Annotated in this window: 20 protein-coding genes and 1 tRNA gene; 8 read left to right on the top strand and 13 right to left on the bottom strand. The window is 58.5% G+C overall.

Annotated elements, in window-relative coordinates; all coding sequences use genetic code 11:
• Positions 1–11 precede the first annotated feature (11 nt).
• The 3 genes from VFG26_RS09470 to VFG26_RS09460 are packed head-to-tail and all read right to left on the bottom strand — an operon-like array spanning position 12 to position 3076.
• Positions 12–1544, bottom strand: coding sequence for a hypothetical protein (locus VFG26_RS09470; RefSeq protein ID WP_325024615.1), 1533 nt, complete (start codon positions 1542–1544; stop codon positions 12–14).
• Between the two features lie 21 nt (positions 1545–1565).
• Positions 1566–2663, bottom strand: a complete 1098-nt coding sequence (locus VFG26_RS09465) for a DegT/DnrJ/EryC1/StrS family aminotransferase (protein WP_325024613.1) — start codon at positions 2661–2663, stop codon at positions 1566–1568.
• Positions 2660–3076 (bottom strand): FdtA/QdtA family cupin domain-containing protein, encoded by a 417-nt coding sequence (locus tag VFG26_RS09460; RefSeq protein WP_325024611.1) that lies wholly within the window; start codon positions 3074–3076, stop codon positions 2660–2662. Before VFG26_RS09460 ends, VFG26_RS09465 begins: the two co-directional genes overlap by 4 nt.
• Before the next feature lie 325 nt (positions 3077–3401).
• Between VFG26_RS09460 and VFG26_RS09455 the strand changes: the two genes are divergently transcribed.
• The 3 genes from VFG26_RS09455 to VFG26_RS09445 all read left to right on the top strand — a co-directional run bounded on the left by VFG26_RS09455 (position 3402) and on the right by VFG26_RS09445 (position 8095).
• Positions 3402–4757 (top strand): glycosyltransferase, encoded by a 1356-nt coding sequence (locus tag VFG26_RS09455; protein WP_325024610.1) that lies wholly within the window; start codon positions 3402–3404, stop codon positions 4755–4757.
• A gap of 93 nt (positions 4758–4850) precedes the next feature.
• Positions 4851–7136, top strand: coding sequence for a glycosyltransferase (locus VFG26_RS09450; protein ID WP_325024608.1), 2286 nt, complete (start codon positions 4851–4853; stop codon positions 7134–7136).
• Positions 7137–7213: 77 nt separating this feature from the next.
• Complete coding sequence (locus VFG26_RS09445) at positions 7214–8095, top strand: WxcM-like domain-containing protein (protein ID WP_325024606.1); 882 nt, start codon at positions 7214–7216, stop codon at positions 8093–8095.
• 380 nt (positions 8096–8475) lie between these two features.
• Here VFG26_RS09445 and VFG26_RS09440 read toward each other — a convergent pair.
• Positions 8476–8552: transfer RNA gene (locus VFG26_RS09440), tRNA-Arg, on the bottom strand.
• Positions 8553–8691: 139 nt separating this feature from the next.
• On the bottom strand, positions 8692–9009 hold the full coding sequence (locus VFG26_RS09435) for a hypothetical protein (protein WP_325024604.1): 318 nt from the start codon (positions 9007–9009) through the stop codon (positions 8692–8694).
• Between the two features lie 255 nt (positions 9010–9264).
• On the opposite strand from VFG26_RS09435, the gene polA reads away from it, so the two are divergent.
• A complete protein-coding gene (polA, locus tag VFG26_RS09430; protein ID WP_325024602.1) occupies positions 9265–12249 on the top strand; it encodes a DNA polymerase I in 2985 nt (994 codons plus the stop codon).
• Here the strand turns inward: polA and VFG26_RS09425 are convergent, their stop codons facing one another.
• Complete coding sequence (locus VFG26_RS09425; RefSeq protein WP_325025061.1) at positions 12250–13635, bottom strand: polyhydroxyalkanoate depolymerase; 1386 nt, start codon at positions 13633–13635, stop codon at positions 12250–12252.
• Between the two features lie 291 nt (positions 13636–13926).
• On the opposite strand from VFG26_RS09425, the gene VFG26_RS09420 reads away from it, so the two are divergent.
• Positions 13927–15231 (top strand): NTP/NDP exchange transporter, encoded by a 1305-nt coding sequence (locus VFG26_RS09420; protein ID WP_325024600.1) that lies wholly within the window; start codon positions 13927–13929, stop codon positions 15229–15231.
• A 57-nt stretch (positions 15232–15288) separates the two neighbouring features.
• Here VFG26_RS09420 and infA read toward each other — a convergent pair whose 3' ends face one another.
• From infA to VFG26_RS09405, 3 genes are all read right to left on the bottom strand, one after another.
• Positions 15289–15582 (bottom strand): translation initiation factor IF-1, encoded by a 294-nt coding sequence (infA, locus tag VFG26_RS09415; protein ID WP_325024598.1) that lies wholly within the window; start codon positions 15580–15582, stop codon positions 15289–15291.
• 93 nt (positions 15583–15675) lie between these two features.
• Positions 15676–15882, bottom strand: coding sequence for a cold-shock protein (locus VFG26_RS09410; protein WP_013214405.1), 207 nt, complete (start codon positions 15880–15882; stop codon positions 15676–15678).
• A gap of 294 nt (positions 15883–16176) precedes the next feature.
• Positions 16177–16665 carry a YcbK family protein gene (locus VFG26_RS09405; protein WP_325024593.1) on the bottom strand — a complete coding sequence of 163 codons (489 nt, stop codon included), beginning with the start codon at positions 16663–16665 and terminating at the stop codon, positions 16177–16179.
• 372 nt (positions 16666–17037) lie between these two features.
• Here VFG26_RS09405 and VFG26_RS09400 point away from each other — a divergent pair, with 372 nt between their 5' ends.
• Together VFG26_RS09400 and VFG26_RS09395 are read left to right on the top strand one after the other, a co-directional pair.
• The gene (locus VFG26_RS09400) at positions 17038–17493 is read left to right on the top strand and encodes a hypothetical protein (protein ID WP_325024591.1); all 456 of its coding nucleotides are present in this window, start codon (positions 17038–17040) and stop codon (positions 17491–17493) included.
• 177 nt (positions 17494–17670) lie between these two features.
• The gene (locus VFG26_RS09395) at positions 17671–17928 is read left to right on the top strand and encodes a hypothetical protein (RefSeq protein WP_325024589.1); all 258 of its coding nucleotides are present in this window, start codon (positions 17671–17673) and stop codon (positions 17926–17928) included.
• Between the two features lie 36 nt (positions 17929–17964).
• Here the strand turns inward: VFG26_RS09395 and VFG26_RS09390 are convergent, their stop codons facing one another.
• From VFG26_RS09390 to fumC, 3 genes are all read right to left on the bottom strand, one after another.
• The gene (locus tag VFG26_RS09390) at positions 17965–18207 is read right to left on the bottom strand and encodes a ribbon-helix-helix domain-containing protein (protein ID WP_325024587.1); all 243 of its coding nucleotides are present in this window, start codon (positions 18205–18207) and stop codon (positions 17965–17967) included.
• Entirely contained in the window at positions 18208–18435 is a 228-nt protein-coding gene (locus VFG26_RS09385) for a DUF4169 family protein (protein WP_325024585.1), read from the bottom strand.
• 189 nt (positions 18436–18624) lie between these two features.
• Positions 18625–20067 (bottom strand): class II fumarate hydratase, encoded by a 1443-nt coding sequence (gene fumC, locus VFG26_RS09380; RefSeq protein WP_325025059.1) that lies wholly within the window; start codon positions 20065–20067, stop codon positions 18625–18627.
• A gap of 1265 nt (positions 20068–21332) precedes the next feature.
• Between fumC and VFG26_RS09375 the strand changes: the two genes are divergently transcribed.
• A complete protein-coding gene (locus VFG26_RS09375) occupies positions 21333–22124 on the top strand; it encodes a phytanoyl-CoA dioxygenase family protein (RefSeq protein ID WP_325024583.1) in 792 nt (263 codons plus the stop codon).
• 79 nt (positions 22125–22203) lie between these two features.
• On the opposite strand, the gene VFG26_RS09370 is transcribed toward VFG26_RS09375, so the two are convergent.
• Complete coding sequence (locus VFG26_RS09370) at positions 22204–23478, bottom strand: SulP family inorganic anion transporter (RefSeq protein ID WP_325024580.1); 1275 nt, start codon at positions 23476–23478, stop codon at positions 22204–22206.
• Positions 23479–23498 lie beyond the last annotated feature (20 nt).

The raw sequence follows: 23498 nt of genomic DNA, 5'->3' as shown, positions 1-23498 counted from the left end.
CGGCTAGGTAATCAGCTCCATTCAGCTCCAATTCGCTTTTTCAGACTTCTTTTGATGCGTGTTAGCAAACCTCTCTTCTTGCGGGCTGCGAAGTAGTCCGAAGGGCGCGGTGGATTGTCGATGAAGCCTCCCTGCATTGCCAAAAGGATGCGGTCAGACTCCCTCTCCTCAATGTCCCGGACGTTGGGCGGATTATGCGGTCGTGCTTCGGCTCGTCTCAGCGCCAACAAATAGGCTTCATTCAAGGTTGCTCGCCAACCGTCGTTTATGTGGTGCTTGATAATGCTTGCCTGCAATTCCTGCGATGCCGATGTCGCGATTGCCGGATCGTCCAGGTAAGCAAGCACTTGCTCCCAGTACTCTTCACAGCTTTCATAGGTCACTGCGTATCTCAGGCCATCGAAGGAAACATCGTCGCACGCTAAAATCGAAGATTGATGTGGTCGCCAGCTGCAGCAGGGCACTTCGGCCAATCCCGCTTCGAGCAAGGAAGTAAGCGATCCGAACGGAGTTGAATCCAAATAGACGTCGGCTGCGGCTAGGTAATCGGAAAGATCGTTCTGTATGCCTACGGCCTGAATACGCCCCTCGGTGAGCCTCGCGGAATCCTTCCAGTATTTATTGTTCCGAGACGGCCCGACTACGAGAATTCGCAATCTGGGGCAACGGTCGAGAAGCGGGAGATGCAATTTGACATAATCCATCTCTCCAACGGAATTGAATTTGTATGACGATGCAACGGTTAAGGCCAGCTGACAATCATCGGGAAGATTCAATCGCGCCTTCGCCGTATTTCGAGCGGGTAGTGGATCCTGGCCATCCACGAGTGGAATGGGAAGCACGAAATTGGCGGCCTGTTCTAATCCGCGTCTCGTATTTGACGTCCGATATCCTGATGGACGAATATTAGCGACGAGATCTGGAACGGCAGCGCCGATCCAAAACAAGTGGTCGGCATGGTTTAAATGGATGATCGGCGCGTGTTCTGTGCTACCGCCCCAAGCGATTAGCGGGATTGCATCGAACGGATGGACGTGAAGTACGATCCAATCGAACTCTTGAGCAATTTCACGGAGGGCGCCGGCTCTCTTAATAAAACCCTGGTTTTCATCTAGCACCCACATCTGACCATTCGATGCTGCCACCGAATTCAAAAGGCTTTCGGGCACAGGCTGTGACAGCTGCTGGGTCAACACAACAGAATGCCGGGATCCGGCATCACTCGCAATCCAGTTCTGGGCGAGCTTGGTGTGGCCGCCTGGTAAATGTGCCTGGGTTAGAACATGTAATACGTGGGGCGTCCGATGCGGAGCTATAATCCGCCGGCTATTGCCTATAGGCAGGCAAGCCTTCGATATTTCGCCCAGCACGGCCTCCGCTTTCCCCGAATAAAAGATTCCGGGGTGACGTAGAAAGGCCGCGTTGGCTGCAGCCTGCACTTTGCGAGCTGCTTCTTCGTAACGTCTTTCTGCGAGTGAGTTTGCAGCCTCTTCGAGCAACGCCTCGAATGCGTGCCTCGCGGCAGCAACGTCAGGATTTGCCATTTCGACTACGTTTTCTAGTCGTTAGAACTGGGGAGCGTATTTCTTCAAAATTTCGACAACCATCCAAGCCTCTTCGTTGCGCAAATGAGGTCCAATAGGAAGGCTTAGCACTTCGCGCGCTAGTGTCTCCGCGATCGGATACTTTCCGGGTTGCTGACCTTGGTATGCACCCTGAAGGTGGGGCGGAATTGGATAGTGAACTAAGGTTGAGATTGCATGGTCTGCGAGGGTCTTTTGCAAAGAGGCGCGATTAGATGACCTCACGACGTACAGGTGCCAAACAGGATCCGCCCAATCAGGCACTACTGGCTGCACGAGCGCGCAGGCATCGAGTTCCGTAGAATAGATTTTCGCGATCGCCTTACGTCGCTCATTCCATTCATCGAGACGCCTCAATTTCACGCGAAGTATTGCGGCTTGTAGAGGGTCGAGACGACTGTTGTATCCAATCAGATCGTTGACATATTTTGTCTTAGACCCGTAGTTCCGAAGAGACCTGATCTTCTCATTAAGATCGTCGTCATTCGTGGTGACCGCACCTGCGTCGCCCAATGCGCCTAGGTTTTTTCCAGGATAAAAACTCCAACATGCGGCGTCTCCGTGAGTTCCGAGGCGCTGTCCCTTGTAAGCAGCGCCATGGGCTTGCGCAGCATCCTCAACTACGCGAAGGCCATTTCGGCGCGCGATAGCAAGTATTGCATCGAGATCAGCTGGTTGACCGTATAAGTGGGCCGGCATGATGACTTTAGTGCGAGGGGTGATCGCCTTCTCGATTAGCTCCGGATCCATATTGTGGGTTTTGGGATCGGGCTCTATCCCGACAGGGGTCGCGCCGCAGTGCGAGACAGCCAGCCAGGTTGCAATGAATGTGTTGGACGGAACGATAACTTCGCTGCCCGGTCCAACGCCGATTGCACGAAGAGTGAGATGGAGCGCATCCAGGCCGCTGGCGACTCCCACGGCGTGTTTGCTATTGCAGTATGAACTGAATTCGTTTTCAAACGCCTCCACCTCAGTCCCGAGAATATAGCTCCCGCTGTTCATTACGCGCAGAACCGCGTCGTCGATCTCAGGCTTCAACTCGATGTAGGCGGCTCGCAGATCCAGAAACGGGATCATGCTTCTCTCGCTCGCTTCGCTGCGACGTACTCGTCATAATCCCTGTAATAATCGGCCTCTTTGTAGAAGTCAGAGGCCAAAACAAGGCACACAGCTCCGGAGGAAAAATTTTCCAGTGACCTCCATATCATCGGGCAAACGTACAAACCGAAATACGAGCGGTTCAAAGTGAACCGCCGCTCCGACTGTCCATCGTTTAAGATTACGTCGAAGCTGCCGGACATCGCGACGATAAACTGCTCAAGCTCTTTATGAGCGTGGCCGCCGCGTTCGGAACCGCCCGGCACATCGTAGAGATAGTAAACCCGGTTGATCGGGAAGGGCACATGCCGATGCGATTCAACGAAAGTTAGGTTGCCACGATTGTCTGCAATCTTCGGTAGGTCCAGCAACTTGCATTTCGAGACGTTCACTCAATTACCCAAAAAATAAGTGGTCTTCACATTCAAAGGAGATCTGTTCTGGCGGGGGCACTAGCACAGGTTACACTTCGCGAGAAGTCTGTTTTGGCTCGCTATCCTGCGCGACGCACATCAATCCACCTGGTGATCTGAAATTTTTCCGCCCTTTGCAGCTTGAGCTTGTGCTTTGCTTCTGGGTATAAGTTTCTAGGGCGGCGCAGGTTGGTTATGTAGGGAAGACAATGAGCTGCATCCAGCGCTAGCGACTAGCAGCACAGGGTACGTGCTGGCCTAACCATCATCTTTTCACGCTAGGCCGAATGTGACCTTGCCACACATGAAGCATGTGCCGACCTTACTTTATCTTGATGTCTTCCGTTTTTATGATGCTAGCCGAAGTGGTCTCATTGAAGCATTGAGGCGACTTGGAATAAGGGTCGTTGTTGCAAATTTCCCATTCCACCACTTGTCTCAGCAAGACGACATTTGCGAAAGCCTGATCAATCTTCTCGACAAAGAGGGGATTAATCCTGATGCTGTCATTTCAATGAATGTAGCCGGTCTGTCTGGTTGTTTCCGACGCTTTTCGGAGGCACGTGGTCTGGCACGCGCCGTCTGGTTCATTGACAGTCCGTATCTGTTTACAAACTTGACTGAGCTAAAGCACGCAAAGGTCTTTGCCGCTTCTCGGGAATTCGAGACGCATCCCGAGGCGTCTATAGAAAGATGGGTGCCTTTCGCAGGCTATGACCCTAGGAGGCCCAGCAATGATCCCGAAGCGAATATCGGCTTTTTGGGCACTTTGTTGCCCATGGTTTATTACATAACCAGGATGCAGAAGGGGCTGGTTGGTTCAAAGTCGGGCCACGTCAAGCTCGATGCCAGATTTTTTGAAAGAGTTCAGCAGCCGTCGTTTACAACGCAAGAGACATGGAAAGCGTCTGATCAATGGGCCCTTCCAGCGGCAGAGATACTAAACTTTGCGTCCTCGCATCATCGCATTCGAACGCTTTCTTGGTTCGAGGATCTTGGTCTCGAAATAACGGGGCCCTCGAACTGGCAAGCTGAGCTATGGGCAATTCACCCCTTCTTGCTCAAGAATTTTACGGTTGGCTCGATAGCGAGCGAAAAAGCGATGCGGGAGTACCTGTCGCGCTACCGGATTTGCCTGAATATATTCCATTTGCAGAATGTTTCCGGTGGTCCCAACTTTCGATCAATGGACGCCGCATCGAATTACATTCCCTGCCTCTCACAGTACAATGAGGGCTGTGCCGAGATCTTCCCGGAGAATGTCGCTGCAGTCTACTTCCGTGATTGCGATGATGCCCGTTACAAGGCGAAGCAGCTTCTGACCGATGCTTCACTCCGGCAGAAGATCGCGAACAATGCCGCGGAAATCGTAAGCGAAGGCCACACTTTCGCGAAGAGAGCTGCTGAATTCTGCGCGTACCTGAATCTCAAAGCGCCTTCCAATCCTACGAAGGCACCTCTCGTTTATCTCCATTGGCCGGCAGGAGCGTGGACGCGATCGGTCGTCACCGAAAAGCAGGTAGAGGATGGCACGCACGTGGTCATAGCGCAGCCAAGCTTGCCTCCTTCGGCCAAGCCGAAGAACCGGCGGCCGTTGTGGAGCAGGCTTGCGAGATCGGTGCGCAAAAGGCTATCGGCTGACCACCTGGCTCAAGGTTGATGTACTAGAACAGTGAATGGAGCCAGTGGAGAAATGACAGTGTCCACCCCGTCTCCCTCCACAGGGGTCCGGGGCGCCCCCCCCGCGGATGAGATGAAGCTCTCGATCATCATACCGGTCTTTAACGAAGAGCGGACGATTGCTCACGCCATAGAGTCGGTGCTTTTCCAAGACGTAAGTTTTGCTTTCGAAGTCATCGTAATCGACGACCGTTCAACTGACCGTACACCACAGATCGTTGAGGAACTCGCTCGCCGATTTTCCCAACTCACTCTGCTGCGCAATTCGCGCAATCTCGGGAAGGGTAGTTCTGTTATGCGCGGCTATGCTGCTGCCCGCGGGAAATACTTCCAAGTTTTAGATGGAGACGACTTCTTCGTTTCTTGGAACAAGCTGCAGCAACAAGTGGAGTTTTTAGAAGGTAATCCAGGGTACTTTGCGGTCGGTCATAATACGGCGATCCTCCATACAAATCGGGAAATTTCCTTCATTAGAAAGGAGGTTCAGGCTAAAGATTTTGAATATGCTGACTGCATAAGTAATGGCTTCTACTGCCATACTTCGTCTTATGTGTTCAGGAAGTTCGGAGATCAACTTCCTGAATATTTTCGAAATAATTCAATGCGGGGTGATACAGCACTCTTCTTTTATCATGCCATCAAAGCGAAATCCAAGGTTCGCTATAGCCCCTCCATTTCGAGCGTTTATAATTTTCATGGGAGTGGGCTCTGGTCGCGTCTGAATGATGTACAACGAAGCAAACTCAACGTCGAAGTTTTGGAGGCGATCGACAAGTTCGTTGTCAACGACAAGTCGAGCATGGAGCACGCTGTTCTCCAGAAGCATCTCAAGTATGCGCGTCGCGAACTGGGCCAGCCAAAGCAGCCAAACCCGCCAACTACCTACTCAATTGATGACGTGTTGACCTCGTGCGAGAAAATCGCGGCCCGAATATTTGATGCGAAGGTAAGCGGAACAGCATTCAAAGGCATGTACTCTCTACCCGTCGTAGACCAGCTCTCCGAGCTGGTTGGGCGGATTTTGATGTTCAAAAAAAACTATACTATTTCCGATCGTGTATTCGACGAGAGCAAGATCGTCATCTTAGTGTCGGGATTTGTCCCGCACGGTGGAGGAATTTTTCGAGAAATAAAGGAGCTAATATCAATTCATGTAGCTGCGGGCTTTTCGGTTGACATCTACTCGTCTGGAAAAATCCCGACGGACCCCGCAGTCATCATGGAGCACTTCGATCATCCCCGAATTACGTATTGGCAGGCGAACTGCGGCCAGACCCCTTCGGCCTTGTTGGACGAACTGATCACCAAGCTTCATGCCGCTGCGCCAGCGAGAATATACCCCTTCATAACGCACCACGACGTGGTCTTGAGTGCTGCGCTTCAGCGCGGCCTCGGCAAGAAGATCGTGCTGGATTATGTTTATGACCACGGACTGTCGCTCGCTATCCACAATTCGTCGATAGACAAAATTTTCATCAAGACGCAAAGCCAGGCGGATGCGCTGTCTCCAGTGATCGATCCGACGAAATTCTTACTCATCCCGCCGTTCGTCGATGACATTTTCCGGGCAAATCCATTTCGACCCTACCGTAACGGTTCTTTGACCACGGCGTCCGCTGCCGCGCGATCGTATAAGGTTGAGAATGAATACACCTATTCGTATTTCCTCATCGTCGTGGAGATATTGAAGCTGACGGGCGGCACTCATTATCATTATGGTCCGCTTCAGCCGCAGTCGTTGGATTTTGTGCACGCCGAGATGGCAAACGCCGGGATAAATCCGAGGCATTTCGTGCATGTGCCGTGGGCGGACAAATTCGGGCAGTCTTTATTAGTGAACGGCGTCGACCTTTTTATTGCACCTTTTCCTGTGTGTTCCGCGAGGATAGCAGTGGAGGTCATGTCATGCGGCATTCCCATCGCAAATCATAATTTAAAGAATCCTGGATTGCCGCAGGCCATCGATTTCGTCGATCCCAATCAATGGACTTGGGACGTGCCTGATGATCTGTTCCAGATCATCAGATCAATGGATCCTCAGGCTCTCTTGGAGAAATCGCGGTCAGCGCGACAGTTTTTCTTGAGCAACAATGACATCAAGGTCGCGTCCAAGCATATAATTGAGTGCGCGGGCCAGCCGCTTTTGGTCTCGGCCCCCAAGAACTTCCAGTTACGAGACCTAGTCGAGGAAGGTTTGATAAAATTGGACTTGCCGTTTCTGCAAGGGGGCTCACCAGCGGATACGGTTAGTCGGACCTCGCAAATAGAGCGGCCGGTCACCTTTTGGCGGCGGACGAGACCTTGGCGAAGAAAAATCAGCTCCATCTTCCAAGGCTTGGCGGGGAGGAGCGAGCCTTGATCGAATGAGCAGTGCTTCTAAGCCACCTAGAGTTGGCTGCTGCAAGCCGGCGCTCACTGATCACAGGATAAGAAATCATGGCCGATAACTACTTCACACATCCTCTCGCGCTCTGCGAAAGTAATTCCATAGGAGAGGGGACGCGGATTTGGGCGTTCGCGCATGTGCTACCTGGCGCGCGTGTTGGCCGTAATTGCAATATATGTGATCACGTCTTCATTGAGAACGACGTCAGCATCGGTGATGATGTTACGATAAAGTGTGGTGTGCAGGTGTGGGATGGTGTCTCGATTGGAAATCGAGCCTTCATCGGACCCAATGTAACTTTTACCAATGACCGTTTTCCGCGATCGAAGCAGTACCCAGAGCGCTTCCTTGCGACGGTGGTGGAAGAGGGCGCATCTATCGGCGCCAATGCTACGATCTTACCAGGTGTCAGGGTCGGCCGAGACGCAATGGTTGGCGCAGGTGCGGTCGTGACAAAAGATGTTCCTCCAAATGCCACCGTCGTCGGAAACCCAGCGAAGCCAATCTATTCTGACCTGGCGGAAACTTTGATTGAGAAGCAATCGGCACTGGGTTCAGGTGCAAGCATCCGGCCGGATGGTGATTCGAGCTCAGCCGGTTCGATGGTGAGATTGCCGTATGCTTCACACCATTTGCAGATCCTGCGCAGGCTACCAAAACATGCCGAAGCGGGTTACGCGGAACTGCGGTCCGGGCAGATGTTCATTGTTGCCAAGGGTGCGGTTTCGATCGAGCTTGATGATGGCAAAGAACAGACGGAAGTAGTGCTATCTGAAACCTCCAGCGTCCAGCAAATCCCGCCCAAGACTTGGATGCAGCTACGTGCTTCGACCGCAGAAATAGTTCTAATCGTCGCGAGATCTCATCCCTACGATGAAGGAGAGTTGATCCTAACGCGTGAAGAGTTCTTGCGTCAGATCGCTCTAACCTAGAACCCGGCCATCAGACGCTTGCTGACGCTCGTTGAGCAGGGCGTCGTCAACGGTGAGGACACGAGTCTCAACGAGAGACTTGTCGGCTCAAGGTACGGCGAGACGAGCTGGCGGCCGAGGCTGCCGATCTACAGAAGCGCATGGCTAACGGCGAGCCGACGATTACGCCTCACAAGATCTCCGCTTTAGCAGCGCTACTGAGAGACAAGCTCAGAAACGGATCTCCCGACTTCAAGCAGGCTGACGTTCGGCTCCGCATGCGAGAGGTTAGCGTCGGGGACGAGGAAATCCGGATAACAGGCTAGAAAGCCGTTCTGGCCAAAGCGGCGTCGCAGGGCCTCGATAAAGCCGCGCCCGCAGTTCTCTCTTTTGTTCGCGGATGGCGCACCCGGCAGGATTCGAACCTGCGACCTTCGCCTTCGGAGGGCGACACTCTATCCAGCTGAGCTACGGGTGCTTCGGGCTGACTGATAGCCCATTCGTCGCTGGGCCGCAAATGCAGTCGCCTGCGGCCCGGTAGCTTAAGAAGGATTGGCGGCGGACTGAGGTGAGACGTGGCGCCTCACCCGGGAGAGCTGTGCCCGCCCTTACAACTCTCAGTAACGGCAGGGCTTGGCGACGACGACACACTTTGCGAGCAGGATCGCGCCCTTTTTGCAGTCCCACTGCTTGCCCTGAGCATTCCAGAAGTCGGCATAACGGAGGCCGTAAAGGGTGCGCGCCGTCCGCTTCCAGTTTTCGCGGGCTTCGATCCGGGCCTTTTGCGTACCTTTTCCGAGGATGCCCGTGGCGGTTGCGACGCCTTCAACCGGGGCGCGGCAGCGGGGCAGGGCACTCGCCTCGACGGCGCCGAAGGGCGGAATGATTGCCGCGATCGCAGCAGCAAGGGCCGCAAATTTGACGCTCGTACGCATGACAAATAGTCTCCCCAAAGCGATGGTTTGCAACTACGCCGCCCGGCATCCTACATAGATGCTGGCGGACATCAGCCATGGGGCAGAAGCCGCTGTCAACGGACCGGCCGCCCCCTTGGGCAGATTGATCCGTTAGCGTGCGATAATGGCCGCGATTTCGCCCGGAAACGTGTTTTTTTGGGGCTTTCTCGCGACGTTTTCGATAGCCGCGCACGATCCCATTCGATGGCATCGCGCCATGCCAAAAGAGCAAAGATGCAGCAGAACAACGTTGAGCAAGCGCCGGTCCAAGGCGCGGCGGAAAAAGTCCCGGTCATCAAGGGCAGCCACGTCTACTTGATCGACGGCTCGGGCTATATCTTCCGTGCGTTCCACGCGCTGCCCCCGCTGACGCGTCCGTCCGACCGGCTTCCCGTCGGCGCCGTACACGGCTTCTGCGCCATGCTGTGGAAGCTTCTGCGCGAGTCCAAGGTCTCGGAAGCGCCGACGCACATGGCGGTCATCTTCGACGCCGGGCGCGAGACGTTCCGCAACCAAATCTATCCGCAATACAAGTCGCACCGGCCGCCGCCGCCCGAGGAGCTGCTGCCGCAGTTCCCGCTCATCCGCGACGCGGTGAAGGCCTTCAACGTCGCCTGCATCGAACGCGAAGGCTACGAAGCCGACGACCTCATCGCGACCTACGCGAAAGTCGCCGTGGAGGCGGGCGGTGACGTCACGATCGTGTCGTCCGACAAAGACCTCATGCAACTCGTGCGCCCCGGCGTGACGATGTTCGACGGCATGAAGGCCAAGCGCATCGGCCAGGAGGAAGTATTCGAGAAATTCGGCGTGGCGCCGGAGAAAGTCATCGATGTGCAGGCGCTGTCCGGCGACTCGATCGACAACGTGCCGGGCGTGCCCGGCATCGGCATCAAGACGGCAGCCGAACTCATCTCGACGTACGGCGATCTCGAAACGCTGCTGGCGCGGGCGGGCGAGATCAAGCAGCCCAAGCGCCGCGAGAAGCTCATCGAGTTCGCCGAGCAGGCGCGCATCTCACGTCAGCTCGTGCTTCTCAAAGACGACGTGCCGCTGGATATCGAAATCGCAGACCTCGGCGTGCGTGACCCCATGGCCGATGCGCTTTTGGGCTTCCTCCGCGAAATGGAATTCAGCACGCTCACGAAGCGCATTGCGGAGGGACTGGGTGCGGAAGTTCCGCCTCCCCTGCCCGTTTCCGTTGGCGCCAGTATCAGATCGAAGCCGCAGTCGAAATCGGATCAGATCGAAGCGCTGGCCGAAGAGACATCGTTTGAAGAGGCAACGCCGGCCGCAGCCGTTGCCGCCGGTAGCGCCATCGCACGCGGCAAGCCGATCGACCGCAGCAAGTATGAAACCGTGGTGACGCGGGTACAGCTCGAAGACTGGGCCCGCAAGGCGTATGCCATCGGCTACGTCGCGTTCGATACCGAAACCAATAACCTCGACGCAAACCGCGCCGATATCGTCGGCATCTCTCTCGCCGTCGCGCCGGGTGAAGCCTGCTACATTCCGCTCGGCCATACGGGCCCGAGCAACGACCTGTTCGGCGGCGCCGATAACCGCCCGCCTCAGCTCGCGATCGCTGAAGCTCTGGAAGTTCTGCGGCCCCTGCTTGAGGAAGGCGCCGTTCTCAAGATCGGCCAAAACATCAAGTACGATGCACTCGTGATGAAGCGCTACGGCATCGACGTGACGCCGTTCGACGACACGATGCTGATCTCCTACGCGCTCGACGGGGGCCGCAACGCCCACGGCATGGACGTTCTGGCAGAGCGCCACCTAGGGCACACCTGCATGACCTTCGCTCAGGCGATGGGGCAGGCTCCCGGCGCGAAGAAATCTGAAAAGACGTTCGCGGCGATGCCGCTCGACAAGGCGACCGAGTACGCCGCCGAAGATGCGGACGTGACGCTGCGCCTCTGGAAGGCCCTGAAGCCCCGCCTCGCAGCCGAGCACGTGACGACGGTTTACGAGACGCTCGAGCGCCCGCTCGTTCCCGTCATCGTCGCGATGGAACACGCAGGCATCAAGGTGGACCGCGATATCCTCTCGCGGCTGTCGAGCGCGTTCGCGCAGCGCGCCGTGCAGCTCGAAGAGGAGATCAACGGCCTCGTCGGGCACAAGTTCAACCTCGGCTCGCCCAAGCAACTCGGCGAGCTGCTCTTTGACCGCCTGAAACTGCCTGGCGGCAAGAAGACCAAGACCGGTCAGTGGGAGACGCGCGCGAACCTTCTCGACGAACTCGCAGCCAACGAGGAACTCGACGGCGACGCGCGCCGGCTCATCAACACCATGCTCGAGTGGCGGCAGATTTCGAAACTCCGCTCGACCTACACCGACGCGCTGCCGGGATACATCGACCCCGATACCGGCCGCATTCATACGAGCTATGCACTGGCCTCGACGACGACCGGCCGCCTCGCGTCATCCGACCCCAACCTGCAGAACATCCCCATCCGCACGAAGGAGGGCCGCGAAATCCGCACCGCCTTCATCGCCGATAAGGGCATGAAGCTCATCTCCGCCGACTACTCGCAGATCGAGCTGCGGGTTCTGGCCCACGTCGCCGACATCCCGCAGCTGAAGAAGGCATTCGCCGAAGGTCTCGATATTCACGCGATGACGGCGTCGGAAATGTTTGGCGTGCCGGTGAAGGACATGCCGGGCGAAGTGCGCCGCCGCGCCAAGGCGATCAACTTCGGCATCATCTATGGCATCTCGGCGTTTGGGCTTGCGAACCAGCTCAGCATCAGCCGCGAGGAAGCGGGCGACTACATCAAGACGTACTTCCAGCGCTTCCCCGGCATTCGCGACTACATGGATGCCACGAAGAAGTTCGCGCACGAGCACGGGTACGTGGAGACGGTCTTTGGCCGGAAGATCCACTACCCCGAGATCAACACGAAGAACCCGTCGATGCGCGGCTTCCTGGAACGTGCTGCGATCAACGCACCGATCCAAGGCTCGGCCGCCGACATCATCCGGCGCGCGATGATCCGCATGCCGGGTGCGATCGCGAAGGCGAACCTCGAGTCCGCCCGCATGCTGCTGCAGGTCCACGACGAACTCGTGTTCGAAGTCCCCGAAAACGACGCCGCGAAGCTGATCGACGTTGCACGCCACGTCATGGAGACGGCAGCAGAGCCCGCCGTCAAACTATCGGTGCCGATCCACGTCGATGCGAAAGCCGCAAACAACTGGGACGAAGCGCACTAATCACTCGCCAGCGGCGGATGGCGGATGCTTGCCGTTGACGCCGCCGTTGAGCGCCCCGTTCGCGGCAGGCGCCCGCCAGTCGGGAGCGATGTCGGGTGCATCCTTGAGCACCCGATAGGGCCGCGGCATGCGCGACTGGTTGCCCGTCAGCCGCTTGTAGTTGATGGTCCGGAAGAACTCGCGAATGCGCGGCTGGATTTCCGTGCGCCAGCGCGTGCCGTTGAACACGCCGTAATGGCCGACCCCCGGCTGCACGTAGTGCACCTTCTCGTCGTCAGGAATGCCGATGCAGAGATCGTGCGCGGCCTCGGTCTGCCCAAGACCGCAGATGTCGTCGCGCTCGCCTTCGACCGTCATCAGGGCGGTTTTGCGGATCGCCGAGCAATCAACGAGCTCACCACGGTGCAGCAGCTTCTTGTCCGGCAAAAGGTGTTCTTGGAAGACTGTCTGCACGGTCTGCAAATAGAACTCGGCCGTCAGATCCATGACCGAGAGATATTCCTCGTAAAACGTCTGATGCTGGTTGACGCTGTCGCAGTCGCCTTTGACGAGGTTGTTGAAGAGATCGACGTGCGCATTCATGTGCCGCTCGAGGTTCATCGTCATGAAGCCCGTGAGCTGCATGAACCCCGGATAGACGGGCCGCATGAAGCCCGCATGTGGAAACGGCACGGTGGAAATGACGTTCGATTCGAACCACGCAATCGATTTCTGAGCGGCGAGATCGTTGACCTTCGTCGGATTGCGGCGCGTGTCGATCGGGCCGCCCATCAGCACCATTGACGCCGGCTGACACGCATCCTCACGCGCGGCCATGATCGCCGAGGCAACGAGCGCGGGAACGGCAGGCTGGCACACGGCCATCACATGCGTGTTCGTCCCGATGAATTGCATGAACTCGATGAGATAATCGACGAAGTCGTCGAAATCGAACTTGCCGGCTGCGAGGGGCACGTTGCGCGCATCCGCCCAGTCGGTGATGTAGACGTCGTGCTCGGGCAGCATGGCCTCAACAGTGCCGCGCAGCAGCGTCGCGTAGTGACCCGACATCGGCGCCACGATCAAAACCTTTGGATCGTAGCGTTTGCCCGTCTGCGATTGATCACGTTCGAAATGCAGGAGATTGCAGAAGGGCTTCGAGACAACGACATTTTCTCGGATCGGGATTGTCAGCCCGGCGAGCTGCACGCTCTTGATGCCGAATTCCGGCTTGCCGTACCTGCGGGTGATGTTTTCGAACACCTCGCACGCGGCGATCATGTTCTTGCCCGCGGTCGTGTAACTCATGGGATTGAGCGGCCATCCGAGCGTCTGGCGAAGCGCCTGCACACCGAATCGGACAGGAGACATGAACGCGTGAGCCATTTCATAGGCGTAGTAGTTCATATCGATCGCAAGTCCTTGTGTTAAGAAGGATTTCTCGCTGTCTACCAAAACGCCGGGCAGCTCGTTGTTGCTGCACTGCGTCAGTATAGATCGATTATACATGGTCACAATCCAGAAAACGTTTCCATGCCTAAGGATAGGGCAGTGTTATGCAGGAAAGGTACACTGTCCGGCCGCATCTCCCTTCGGCATGTCTCCGTTGCATCGCATCAATCACAAGTGACGCGCGCTGATCGCGGATAGTTCCACACAGACCAGAAAGCCCGAGCGCAGCGAGCACACGAGGCCAGCATGTCCACAGATCAGAACGGTTCATCGGCCGCGAGTTCGCGCCGTTCACGGCTGACGCGCCTCGTCGACGTTGCGCCCGATGAAGTGGCAGCGCTCGTTGCATCGTTCGCGATGTTCTTTGCGCTGTTGTCCGCCTATTTCATCATCCGCCCAGTGCGCGACGAGATGGGCGTGGCGCTCGGGAAAGACACCCTGCACCAGCTGTTCACCATCGTCTTCATCGTGATGCTCGCGCTGGTGCCGCTCTTCGGCTTCGTAGCAACGCGCTTCCCACGCCGCTACGTGCTGCCGTCCATCTACGTATTTTTCGCCGCGAACCTTGTCATCTTCTGGCTGGCGCTCAAGGCGTCGCCTGACGATCGGTGGGCAGCAGGCTCGTTCTTCGTGTGGGCGAGCGTCTTCAACCTGTTCGTCGTGTCGTTGTTCTGGAGCCTCATGTCCGAACTGTGGTCGCACGAAGAAGCGACGAGGCTCTACGGGTTCATCTCCGCAGGCGGAACGGCGGGTGCACTCGCCGGCCCTCTGCTCACTCAGGGTTTGGTCAGGGTCTTCGAACCCATCGATCTGCTGCTCGTCTCGGCGGCGCTCCTGGTGGCCTCCATGCTGGCGAGCTTGCAACTACGCCGCCTCCGGCCCGCGGAAGCCAAGGGCAGCGCCAAACCTGCGGGTGGCGGCATTCTCGACGGCGCGATCAAGACGTTCACGACGCCGATGTTCGCGCGCATCGCGGCCTTCGTCTTCATCGCCAACATCATCGGCACGTTTTTCTATCTCGAGCAGGCGCGCCTGGTGGCGGCGTCGATCCCCGACAGCGCCAGCCGCGTGCTGTTCTTCTCCAGCCGCGATCTCGCGGTCAGTATCGTCACGGTCCTGATCGAAGTGTTCGGCACGGCCGCCATTCTGCGCCGCTTTGGCGTCACCGCGGCCTTGCTCGCGCTACCCGTGGCGGGCGCGATTGGCGTGCTGCTACTGACGTTCCACAACGCGCTGTGGATCGTTGCCGCCGTGATGGTCTGCGAGCGGATCGTAACGTTCTCGCTCGTCAATCCGGCGATCAAGGTGATCTACACGCTCGCCGAGCCGTCGGATAAATATACGGTGCAAAATTTCATCGACACCGTCGTATTTCGCGGCGGCGATGCAGCGTCTGGATGGCTTTTCGCGCTTGTTGGAAGCGGCCTCGGCTTTGCCGGAGGAGCAACGGGGGCGATATGCCTGCCCTTGGTCCTCATTTGGCTCAGGACCGCCAAGCGCCTCGGCGCCAATCATGAGGAGCGCGCCGCCAAACTTTCCGTTAGTGACTAGAACCCGTTCGTTCACGGGCGAGCACTGCGGTGGAAGGCAGCGCGCAGCCGTTGTTCTTTAGCGTCCGCCGCGGCGAGGGGGACCACCGCGAGCGGCTCCCGCCGCGTCTCCGCCAGCTCCGCCGGGACGACCGTCTTTGTGACGGAAGTTGATGCGGCCCTTGGTCAAATCATAAGGGGTCATCTCGACCGTCACGCGGTCGCCGGCGAGAATGCGGATGCGGTTCTTCTTCATGCGCCCGGATGTGTAGGCAATCACTTCATGCCCATTGTCGAGCTTCACGCGACAGCGGGCGTCCGGCAGAACTTCGTCCACCACGCCCTCGAACTCGAGCATCTCTTCTTTCGCCATTCGATCTCCCGAACTTGTTTGTCTGATAACTTTAATAAGAAAGCGGGGAGCAGCCGAGCTGCTCCCCGCATGAGTGGAGTGTCCTCGAAAACCTTAGAGCGGACGCAGGTTCACGGCAGCGATCTTGCCGTTACGTCCACGTTCGGTTTCGAAGTAGATCTTCTGGCCTTCGCGCAGCGACTGAAGACCGGCTCTCTCAACTGCCGAGATGTGGACGAAAACATCGTTTCCGCCCTCTTCCGGCTGAATAAAGCCATAGCCCTTCTGACCATTGAACCACTTCACAGTCCCGTTCGACATCAATTGCCTCCAAAGCAAACATATATTCTCCGGCAGAATTGACCGGAGGTAATCAAATCGCGCGATGGAGACGTCTTAGGGCAGGCGGTAGCGCTGTCGAAGAGTTAGCCAAGGCGTGTTCGATGGCCACCTATATGCCTTGCAATTTCGAGAAAGGCAAGATCGTCGCAGGCGGTATGGAACTGTCGAAAGCTGCATTCAGGCCCATGAAATGCCAGTCGTTTCGGCATTTCCGGACAACGTTTGATTGAAATGGAGGCGGACCGCGGAAGTCCGCCTCTGACATATCGTATATCAGGTGCGCCCGCTAGGACGATTAAGAGCGACAAATCGGGCACCTACGTCGACGTGGATATGGTCCATATCGTGGTAAGTCATGGTGCCCCCGTTCTTATGGTTGGCGATCAGCCAGCGCACCACTTCGGCCTTTCGGCCCGGAACGCGAAAATCAATGGCTTGCCCGGAGGCGTGCTTTGACGGCCGGCCCGTGCCGGCAATCCGGGCGCCGGGGCGGCAGGTCGAGACGATTTCGACGTTGCCGAATTGGCCGCGAATTCGCGCGAGGAGGTTGCGTGCTTCCGATGTAAGGCAGCTCACGTTGTCACCGCCGGCCTTGCTATGATGGTTGTGGGCGCGGTGTTTCGTGCGGTATCCATCGCCATTGTACGATTTCGCCTCAACAAGGCTCGGCGCCGTCGTCGCGGCAAGTACAAGAGAAAGCACAGCAAAACTATATCCCTTACTCATGGGAAGTCCTCGTGATTGATGATGGGAAATGGCCAATCGGCGTCGCCCGCTTCCACGGGGAAGCGGCTTGGGACGAGCACGGAGCTCAAGCTGCAAAGCGATTGGGATGTGTGCAGGGGACCGCGAGCGCCAGCCCCCCGGCGCGCCTCACGTCCGTCTCGATGAGATCGGTGATGCCCGTCGCTCAGGACGAGTGCATCGTTTGTGCGGCGTATACGGAAAAGCCCGATGCAATCGGCTAAAATAAGGCGTGTTGTATCAACGCGAGTAGAAGCGTTGCACGCTCCGAACAGCCTTCAGCCGAAATCTTCAGATCGAGCATCAGGCATGGAATAGTTCGTACAAGCAATGTAGCAAGAAGGTGTGTGGAGGCGCGTCGCGCACAGGGAATAGATCGGGGGAACGATCATGGATGCCTTGAAGAGTATCGTTTTCGGCTTCATCGCCGGGGTCATCGCTGCACTGACGATTCAAGAAGCGATCAGTTGGCTGTTCGTGCATTACTGGAACGGTTGGGATGCGATGCCGTGGAGCACGGCGCCGACGCCAAGTCTTCTTCTGCCCACGCTCGAGTTGCCATGGATCGCCGGCACCGCCATCACAGGCGGACTGTGGGGCGCGCTGTTCGGTTTGATCTTGGGTTGGAAGCCCGAAGGCATGCTGACGATCCGAGGCGCAATCCTCGGCCTCTTCGGCCCGGGCCTGATCAGCGCCTTCATCGCGATGCCGTATCTCGCGCATCGTCAGTCCCCGCTGCTCGAAGGCAATGTCAGCGAGATCGTACCGATACTGTGCATCTCGGCCGGTTTCGGTGCCGTCGCGGCATGGCTGTACGGCCTCTTCAGCTGGGGCCGCTTGCCGTAAGCGCCGCAGGCGATAAGCGCAGGCAGACTTGAGCCTCTCCGGCATGCAACTCGGCCGGAGAGGTCTGCTGTGCGTGCAGAGCCGATCATGGCGCCCGCCTCTGGCGGTTGCTACGGGCAGTTCCTAAGTGAGGAGTACCGGCGGGAACGAGGACAGCCCGACACAAGGATAAACGTCTTGAAAACACGCCCGGTCATCATCGGAATTTTGCTCGCGCTCGGCGCGGCCTCTGCAACTTCTGAAGCCTCCGCCGGCTACAGCGCAAGAAGCAAGGAGAAGCTCCGGCGCGCGCCACCGCCCGCCGAGCGCGTCGAGCGCGACTGCACGCCGATCAACGGCCGCTACGGCTACTACGGCAACCCCTGGTGCGACACAGGCTCGAGCCGTCCCCCGGACATCGAATTTCGCGAGCACCAACGGCTGCGCGGCTGGTGAGCTGAACGGACGAGCATAAGTTCGCCTGCCGCTCGGTCACTCGCTCGTGCGCTCTTTGACGGCGGCCCTCAGGCGTGCCTGCAGCCGGTTGAGCAGCCAAACGCGGACGGCGCTCGAAAGCCCTGCCTCACCACGTCCTCTGTCGATGGAATTTATCAAGCCCGCCAGCGTCGTGCCGTCTTCGGCGGCGGCTTCCTTCAGTGCGATCCAGAACGCCTTCTCGAGCGAAATCGACGTGCGATGCCCCTGGATCGAGAACGAGCGCTTCTCAGGCCTCATTTAAGAGGCGGTGCCGGGATCGATATCATCGGCATCGTCTGCATCGTGGTGCCCGTCCCGCCGTGCCCTGTCGAGGTCGGTCTGCGACTTGCGTTGCTGCGCGTCGATGAGGCCCCGTTCCGTCTTCGATTGTCCGAACTTGATCCGGTTTTCTTGTGCCTCGCGCTCGCGGACGGCGCGCTCGCGGGCTTTGCGGACCTTGTTGAGATTGATGATCTCGGCGGTCATAAAATGCACTCCGCAAAGGATGCAAAACGCATCCAGAGTTTGAGCCATTTTATCTGCAGCAAAGCAAATCCGTCAAACGTCGACGCGCGTCATGATCAAAAAGCGCGGTTCGGTCGCAACGTGAAGGATCATCAAAGTCTCTCCGCGAACGCATGAAACGCCGCGGAGAGTTTGATGAAACAAGAAGCCTCACTCCGGCGAAATCATTTTCTCAGGCCGCACGACCTCGTCGAATTCCGCGTCGGTGACATAGCCGCCGCCGACCGCCTCCTCGCGCAACGTCGTGCCGTTCTTGTGCGCGGTTTTCGCGATTTTCGCAGCATTGTCGTAACCGATCTTCGGCGCCAAAGCCGTGACGAGCATCAACGAACGCTCAAGACCTGCCTTGATGTTGTCTTCTCTGGGCTCGATGCCGGTCACGCAGTTGTCGGTGAACGACACGGCGGCATCGCTCATCAACCGAACCGACTGCAGGAAGTTGTAGGCCATGACGGGATTGTAGACATTGAGTTCGAAATGCCCCTGGCTGCCCGCAAACGAGATCGCGGCGTTGTTGCCGAAGATCTGAATGCAAACCTGGGTCATCGCTTCGCACTGGGTGGGGTTAACCTTGCCCGGCATGATCGACGAGCCCGGCTCGTTCTCTGGCAGCGATAGCTCGCCAAGGCCCGACCGCGGGCCCGAACCGAGCAGGCGGATGTCGTTGGCGATCTTGAAGAGCGAGGCGGCAACCGTGTTGATCGCGCCGTGCGAGAACACCATCGCATCGTGCGCGGCGAGTGCCTCGAATTTGTTGGGCGCGGTTTTGAACGGAAGCCCGGTGATGGCCGCGATGCGATCCGCCACCATTTCGGCGAAGCCCACGGGCGCATTGAGGCCGGTGCCGACGGCAGTGCCGCCTTGCGCCAGTTCCATCAGCGCCGGCAGCGTCTGCTCGATGCGCTTGATGCCGTTTTCAACTTGCTGAGTGTAGCCCGAGAACTCCTGGCCGAGCGTGAGCGGCGTCGCGTCCTGCGTGTGCGTGCGCCCGATCTTGATGATCTTCGACCACGCATGCGCCTTGTCGTTCAACGCGTTGCGCAGATACTGCAGCGCCGGCAGCAGGCGATGATGGATCTCTTCCACGCAGGCGATGTGCATGGCCGTCGGGTACGTGTCGTTGGACGACTGACTCATGTTCACATGGTCGTTGGGATGCACGGGCTTCTTCGAACCCATCTCGCCGCCGAGCATTTCGATGGCGCGGTTCGAGATCACCTCGTTGGCGTTCATGTTCGACTGCGTGCCCGAGCCCGTCTGCCAGACGACGAGCGGGAAGTGCGCATCGAGCTTGCCCTCGATCACTTCCTGTGCCGCCTTGACGATGGTCTCGCCGATCTTGGGATCGAGCCGCCCGAGCGCCACGTTCGTCTCGGCCGCGGCCCGCTTGACGACGCCGAGCGCGCGCACGACGGGCGCTGGCTGCTTCTCCCAGCCGATCTTGAAATTACCGAGGCTGCGCTGCGCCTGCGCGCCCCAATAGCGATCCGCCGCGACCTCGATCGGGCCAAAGGTGTCGGTTTCGGTGCGCGTCTTGCTCATGGTGTCGGTCCCGTGATGGATCGGATGAAATTTGCGTGCTTCGTCGCGCATACACGCCCATTTGTCGAGCCGGTAATCGGTAACGGCTGGCATCCCACTGTCTTCCCGGCCTTCGGCGCGGGGCGCTCGGCGGAGGATGACGAAGGCGGCGGTCTGCGCTCGCTCCATCTCCACCGTCATCCCGGCGAAGGCCGGGATCCATCCAAGCCAGTGACTTGGGCGGATGCCCGCCTCCGCGGGCATGACGTCAGTGTTGATGATGAATTCTCGCATCCCCCCACTGTCATCCTCGGCTTTATGCCGAGGATCCATAGCGCAGCGGACACCGTCGATGTGGAACGATGGATCCTCGGGACAAGCCCGAGGATGACAGGTGTGTGCTGGGTCCCGGGTCTCGCAAGATGGCTCGCCCGGGATGACAGCTGTGGGGCCGATCGCGTCCACCCCTTGTCATCCCGGCTGAAGCGCAGCGCCGAGCCGGGACCCAGAGCGGTGTGCCAACCATCGTCATCCTCGGCATGCAGCCGAGGATGACCAAACTTTCTCCCTCTCCCCGCCTGCGGGGAGAGGGAATAGACACGCGCAACCGGCCTGCACGACAGCAAGCGTCCACGGCGGCCGGCTCGCGGAACGCGAGTCGCCGTAGATAAACAAACAAAGGGACGGGGCGGCAGGGCCTCGCGCTTTGCATTTGGATTGAGGATGCGGACCGATGCCGCCCCGTGCATGCCAACTCTCCGCCTCGGCCCCGGCCCTTGCGTCCGGCGCCTCTCGTATGAGTGCGGATCGCTTATGAAAGCGACCCCTGAGCCGTCGAACCCGCCATCCGCCCCCGCATCTCCTTTCGAGCAGGCGTTTCACCGCGCCGCCTCCTGAGAGGCCCGCGCGCGGCAGGCAGCGAACCCGCGGCATACCGATTTCTCCGCGCGGCCCCACATGCTCTTCACCACACATGTCTCGCGGCACGAGCTCATGCCCTCTGTAAGCGTGGGAAGATGAAGGGCAGTATGCGGGCGGCGGTGGAAGCGGGGATAAGTTTCAGCGGCGAAGTTGGCGGAATGGTTAGCGGGTTGCAGGACATCTGCTCCGGGCCATGAGCTGACATCGGCCGTGAACAGACTGTTGGAGTCTAGCGATGAGCTCGTGACTCGCCGGGCTGGGCTTGTGGCGAACTCGCACTCGATATAGTGTTCGGCATGATCTTTATGTCCACATTTTTTCCGCTGACCTGAACGGCTGCATGTCGTTCCGGCGCTTTGGCGCCGATCAGGTCAACCGGCTCCGCAGACGCGAGAGCCGAACGGAGAAACGTATCAATGACAAGATCCGAGCACGTCGGCCTCACCGCGTATCAGGTGCAGGCCTTCATCGATCATGGCTTCGTCAAAATCGAGACTGCATTTAACGCTGACCTTGCGAAGGAGTGCAGGAACGCGTTGTGGGCTGAGATTGGCCTGTCGCCAGACGACCCTGCAAGCTGGAACGAGCCTATCGTTCGTGTGGCCTTCAAGGCGTCGCCGCCATTCGTTGAAGCCGCCAACACACCACTCCTTCACCGTGCCTATGATCAGTTGGTGGGCGAAGGACGTTGGCTTCCTCCGAATGGCCTCGGGACCATTCCGATCCGCTTTCCATCGCGCATATCGACTGGCGACGACGGCTGGCATGTGGATATGAGTTTCGGGTTCGAAACGACAGATTTCATGGAATGGCGAGCAAACGTGAAGAGCAGCGGGCGGGCCTTGCTGATGCTCTTCCTGTTGTCGGATGTCGGCGCTGATGATGCGCCCACGCGGATCCGAAAAAGGTCGCATATGACTATCGCGCGGGAGTTGCTGCCCTATGGCGAAGCAGGCGCGACGCTCCGGCAGCTCTCCGCCAGCGGTTACGCCTCAACGGAGGATTGCGAGGTCGCGTTGGCAACAGGAGCGGCAGGCAGCGTCTATCTGTGCCACCCGTTTCTTGTTCACGCCGCGCAACCTCACCGGGGGCAACGGCCGCGGTTCATGGCACAGCCACCACTCCTGCCGAAGAGTGAGTTCGATCCGGCTGCGCCTCCCTCGCCGGTTCAGATCGCGATTCGTCAGGCGTGTGGCCTGTCGTTCTGAAAAAAGGGCGCAAGGCCGGAGGCGCTCAGCGCCTTCGGCTTATGCGGAACACTCTGCTTGGGGCAAAACGCCCGCCCCATCACGCAGACTTACCGCGCGAGCCTGCAAACCAAATAGCGGCGGACGCGACGCATCCCGCGATGATGCCGATGGTGAGATCGAAAACGAGCGTCAGGCCGAAAGTCAGAAGAAGAACCGTTGCGGTCGGCCAGTGGCGCAGCAAGTGGGCGAACTCTTCCTTCTCCGCCATGTTCCAGCACACGACGACGAGAAGTCCCGCAAGCGCCGCGAGCGGAATGGCGTTGGCGAGCGGAGCCGCAACGAGAAGGAACGCCAGCAGGAAAATCGCGTGCACAATGCCGGAGACGGGGCTCACCGCGCCGGCACGAATGTTCGTCGCCGTGCGGGCGATCGTGCCGGTCACGCTGATGCCGCCGAACACAGCCGATGCAACATTGGCGATGCCCTGCGCCAGCACCTCCATATTGTAGCGATGCTTTCGCTTCGTCATGCCATCGGCGATCTTCGCCGATAGCAAACTCTCCACCGCTCCGAGCAGCGTGAAGGATAGCGCCGTCGGCAGAAGATCAAGGACGAGAGACCAAGTGATCGTGGGCATCTGCGGCCAAGGCAAGCCGTTCGGCAGGCCACCGAAGCGCGTGCCGATGGTCTCGACCGGAAAATGGAAGAGTGCGGCGACGGACGACGCCGCCACGACTGCGATCAGCATACCGGGCCACGATGGCCGCCAGCGCTTCAGCGCAAAAATGATTGCGGCCGACCCCACGCTGAGCAAAAGCGCATACGCATTGGCCGACGATAATGCGGGGGCCAGCGCGATGAGCTTGGGGATCAAATGGCCGGGCTCGGCGCCAGTCACCGGCAGACCCGCAAAGTCGCGCAGCTGGCTCGCAAGGATGGTGACGGCAATGCCGCAGGTAAATCCGACGGTGACGGCGTGCGGCACGTACTTGATCAGTCTGGCGAGGCCGGAAAGTCCAAGAGCCACCAGCATCAATCCGGACATGAGCACGGCGAGCAGAAGGCCCTCGACGCCGTGCTGTGCGACCGTCGCCGAGACGAGCACAATGAAGGCGCCCGCGGGTCCGCCGATCTGGTAGCGGCTGCCGCCCAATGCCGAAACCAGGAACCCGCCGATAATGGCGGCGTAGAGCGCACGCTCAGGCGAGACGCCAGACGCAACGCCAATGGCCATCGAGAGCGGAAGCGCGACGATCGCGACAGTCAGTCCCGCGAGCACATCCTTGCGGAGTGCGCCGAGACCATAACCTTCCGTCAAAGTCGTTTTGAGCTTTGGCGTGAACTGATGTGCGGTGGCTGTGCCGTCCGGCATGTTCGTCCGCGGATGAATGT

This window comes from Hyphomicrobium sp. (assembly GCF_035687085.1).
Taxonomy (GTDB): domain Bacteria; phylum Pseudomonadota; class Alphaproteobacteria; order Rhizobiales; family Hyphomicrobiaceae; genus Hyphomicrobium_B.
Note: the sequence above shows the minus strand (reverse complement) of the source record. Positions and strands in the feature narration are given on the sequence as shown.

Coding starts and splice junctions, on each gene's coding strand:
- VFG26_RS09470 (WP_325024615.1), bottom strand. CDS start 1,544: ATGGCAAATCCTGACGTTGCTGCCGCGAGGCACGCATTCGAGGCGTTG.
- VFG26_RS09465 (WP_325024613.1), bottom strand. CDS start 2,663: ATGATCCCGTTTCTGGATCTGCGAGCCGCCTACATCGAGTTGAAGCCT.
- VFG26_RS09455 (WP_325024610.1), top strand. CDS start 3,402: ATGAAGCATGTGCCGACCTTACTTTATCTTGATGTCTTCCGTTTTTAT.
- VFG26_RS09450 (WP_325024608.1), top strand. CDS start 4,851: ATGAAGCTCTCGATCATCATACCGGTCTTTAACGAAGAGCGGACGATT.
- VFG26_RS09445 (WP_325024606.1), top strand. CDS start 7,214: ATGGCCGATAACTACTTCACACATCCTCTCGCGCTCTGCGAAAGTAAT.
- VFG26_RS09435 (WP_325024604.1), bottom strand. CDS start 9,009: ATGCGTACGAGCGTCAAATTTGCGGCCCTTGCTGCTGCGATCGCGGCA.
- polA (WP_325024602.1), top strand. CDS start 9,265: ATGCAGCAGAACAACGTTGAGCAAGCGCCGGTCCAAGGCGCGGCGGAA.
- VFG26_RS09425 (WP_325025061.1), bottom strand. CDS start 13,635: ATGAACTACTACGCCTATGAAATGGCTCACGCGTTCATGTCTCCTGTC.
- VFG26_RS09420 (WP_325024600.1), top strand. CDS start 13,927: ATGTCCACAGATCAGAACGGTTCATCGGCCGCGAGTTCGCGCCGTTCA.
- infA (WP_325024598.1), bottom strand. CDS start 15,582: ATGGCGAAAGAAGAGATGCTCGAGTTCGAGGGCGTGGTGGACGAAGTT.
- VFG26_RS09410 (WP_013214405.1), bottom strand. CDS start 15,882: ATGTCGAACGGGACTGTGAAGTGGTTCAATGGTCAGAAGGGCTATGGC.
- VFG26_RS09400 (WP_325024591.1), top strand. CDS start 17,038: ATGGATGCCTTGAAGAGTATCGTTTTCGGCTTCATCGCCGGGGTCATC.
- VFG26_RS09390 (WP_325024587.1), bottom strand. CDS start 18,207: ATGAGGCCTGAGAAGCGCTCGTTCTCGATCCAGGGGCATCGCACGTCG.
- VFG26_RS09385 (WP_325024585.1), bottom strand. CDS start 18,435: ATGACCGCCGAGATCATCAATCTCAACAAGGTCCGCAAAGCCCGCGAG.
- fumC (WP_325025059.1), bottom strand. CDS start 20,067: ATGCGCGACGAAGCACGCAAATTTCATCCGATCCATCACGGGACCGAC.
- VFG26_RS09375 (WP_325024583.1), top strand. CDS start 21,333: ATGACAAGATCCGAGCACGTCGGCCTCACCGCGTATCAGGTGCAGGCC.
- VFG26_RS09370 (WP_325024580.1), bottom strand. CDS start 23,478: ATGCCGGACGGCACAGCCACCGCACATCAGTTCACGCCAAAGCTCAAA.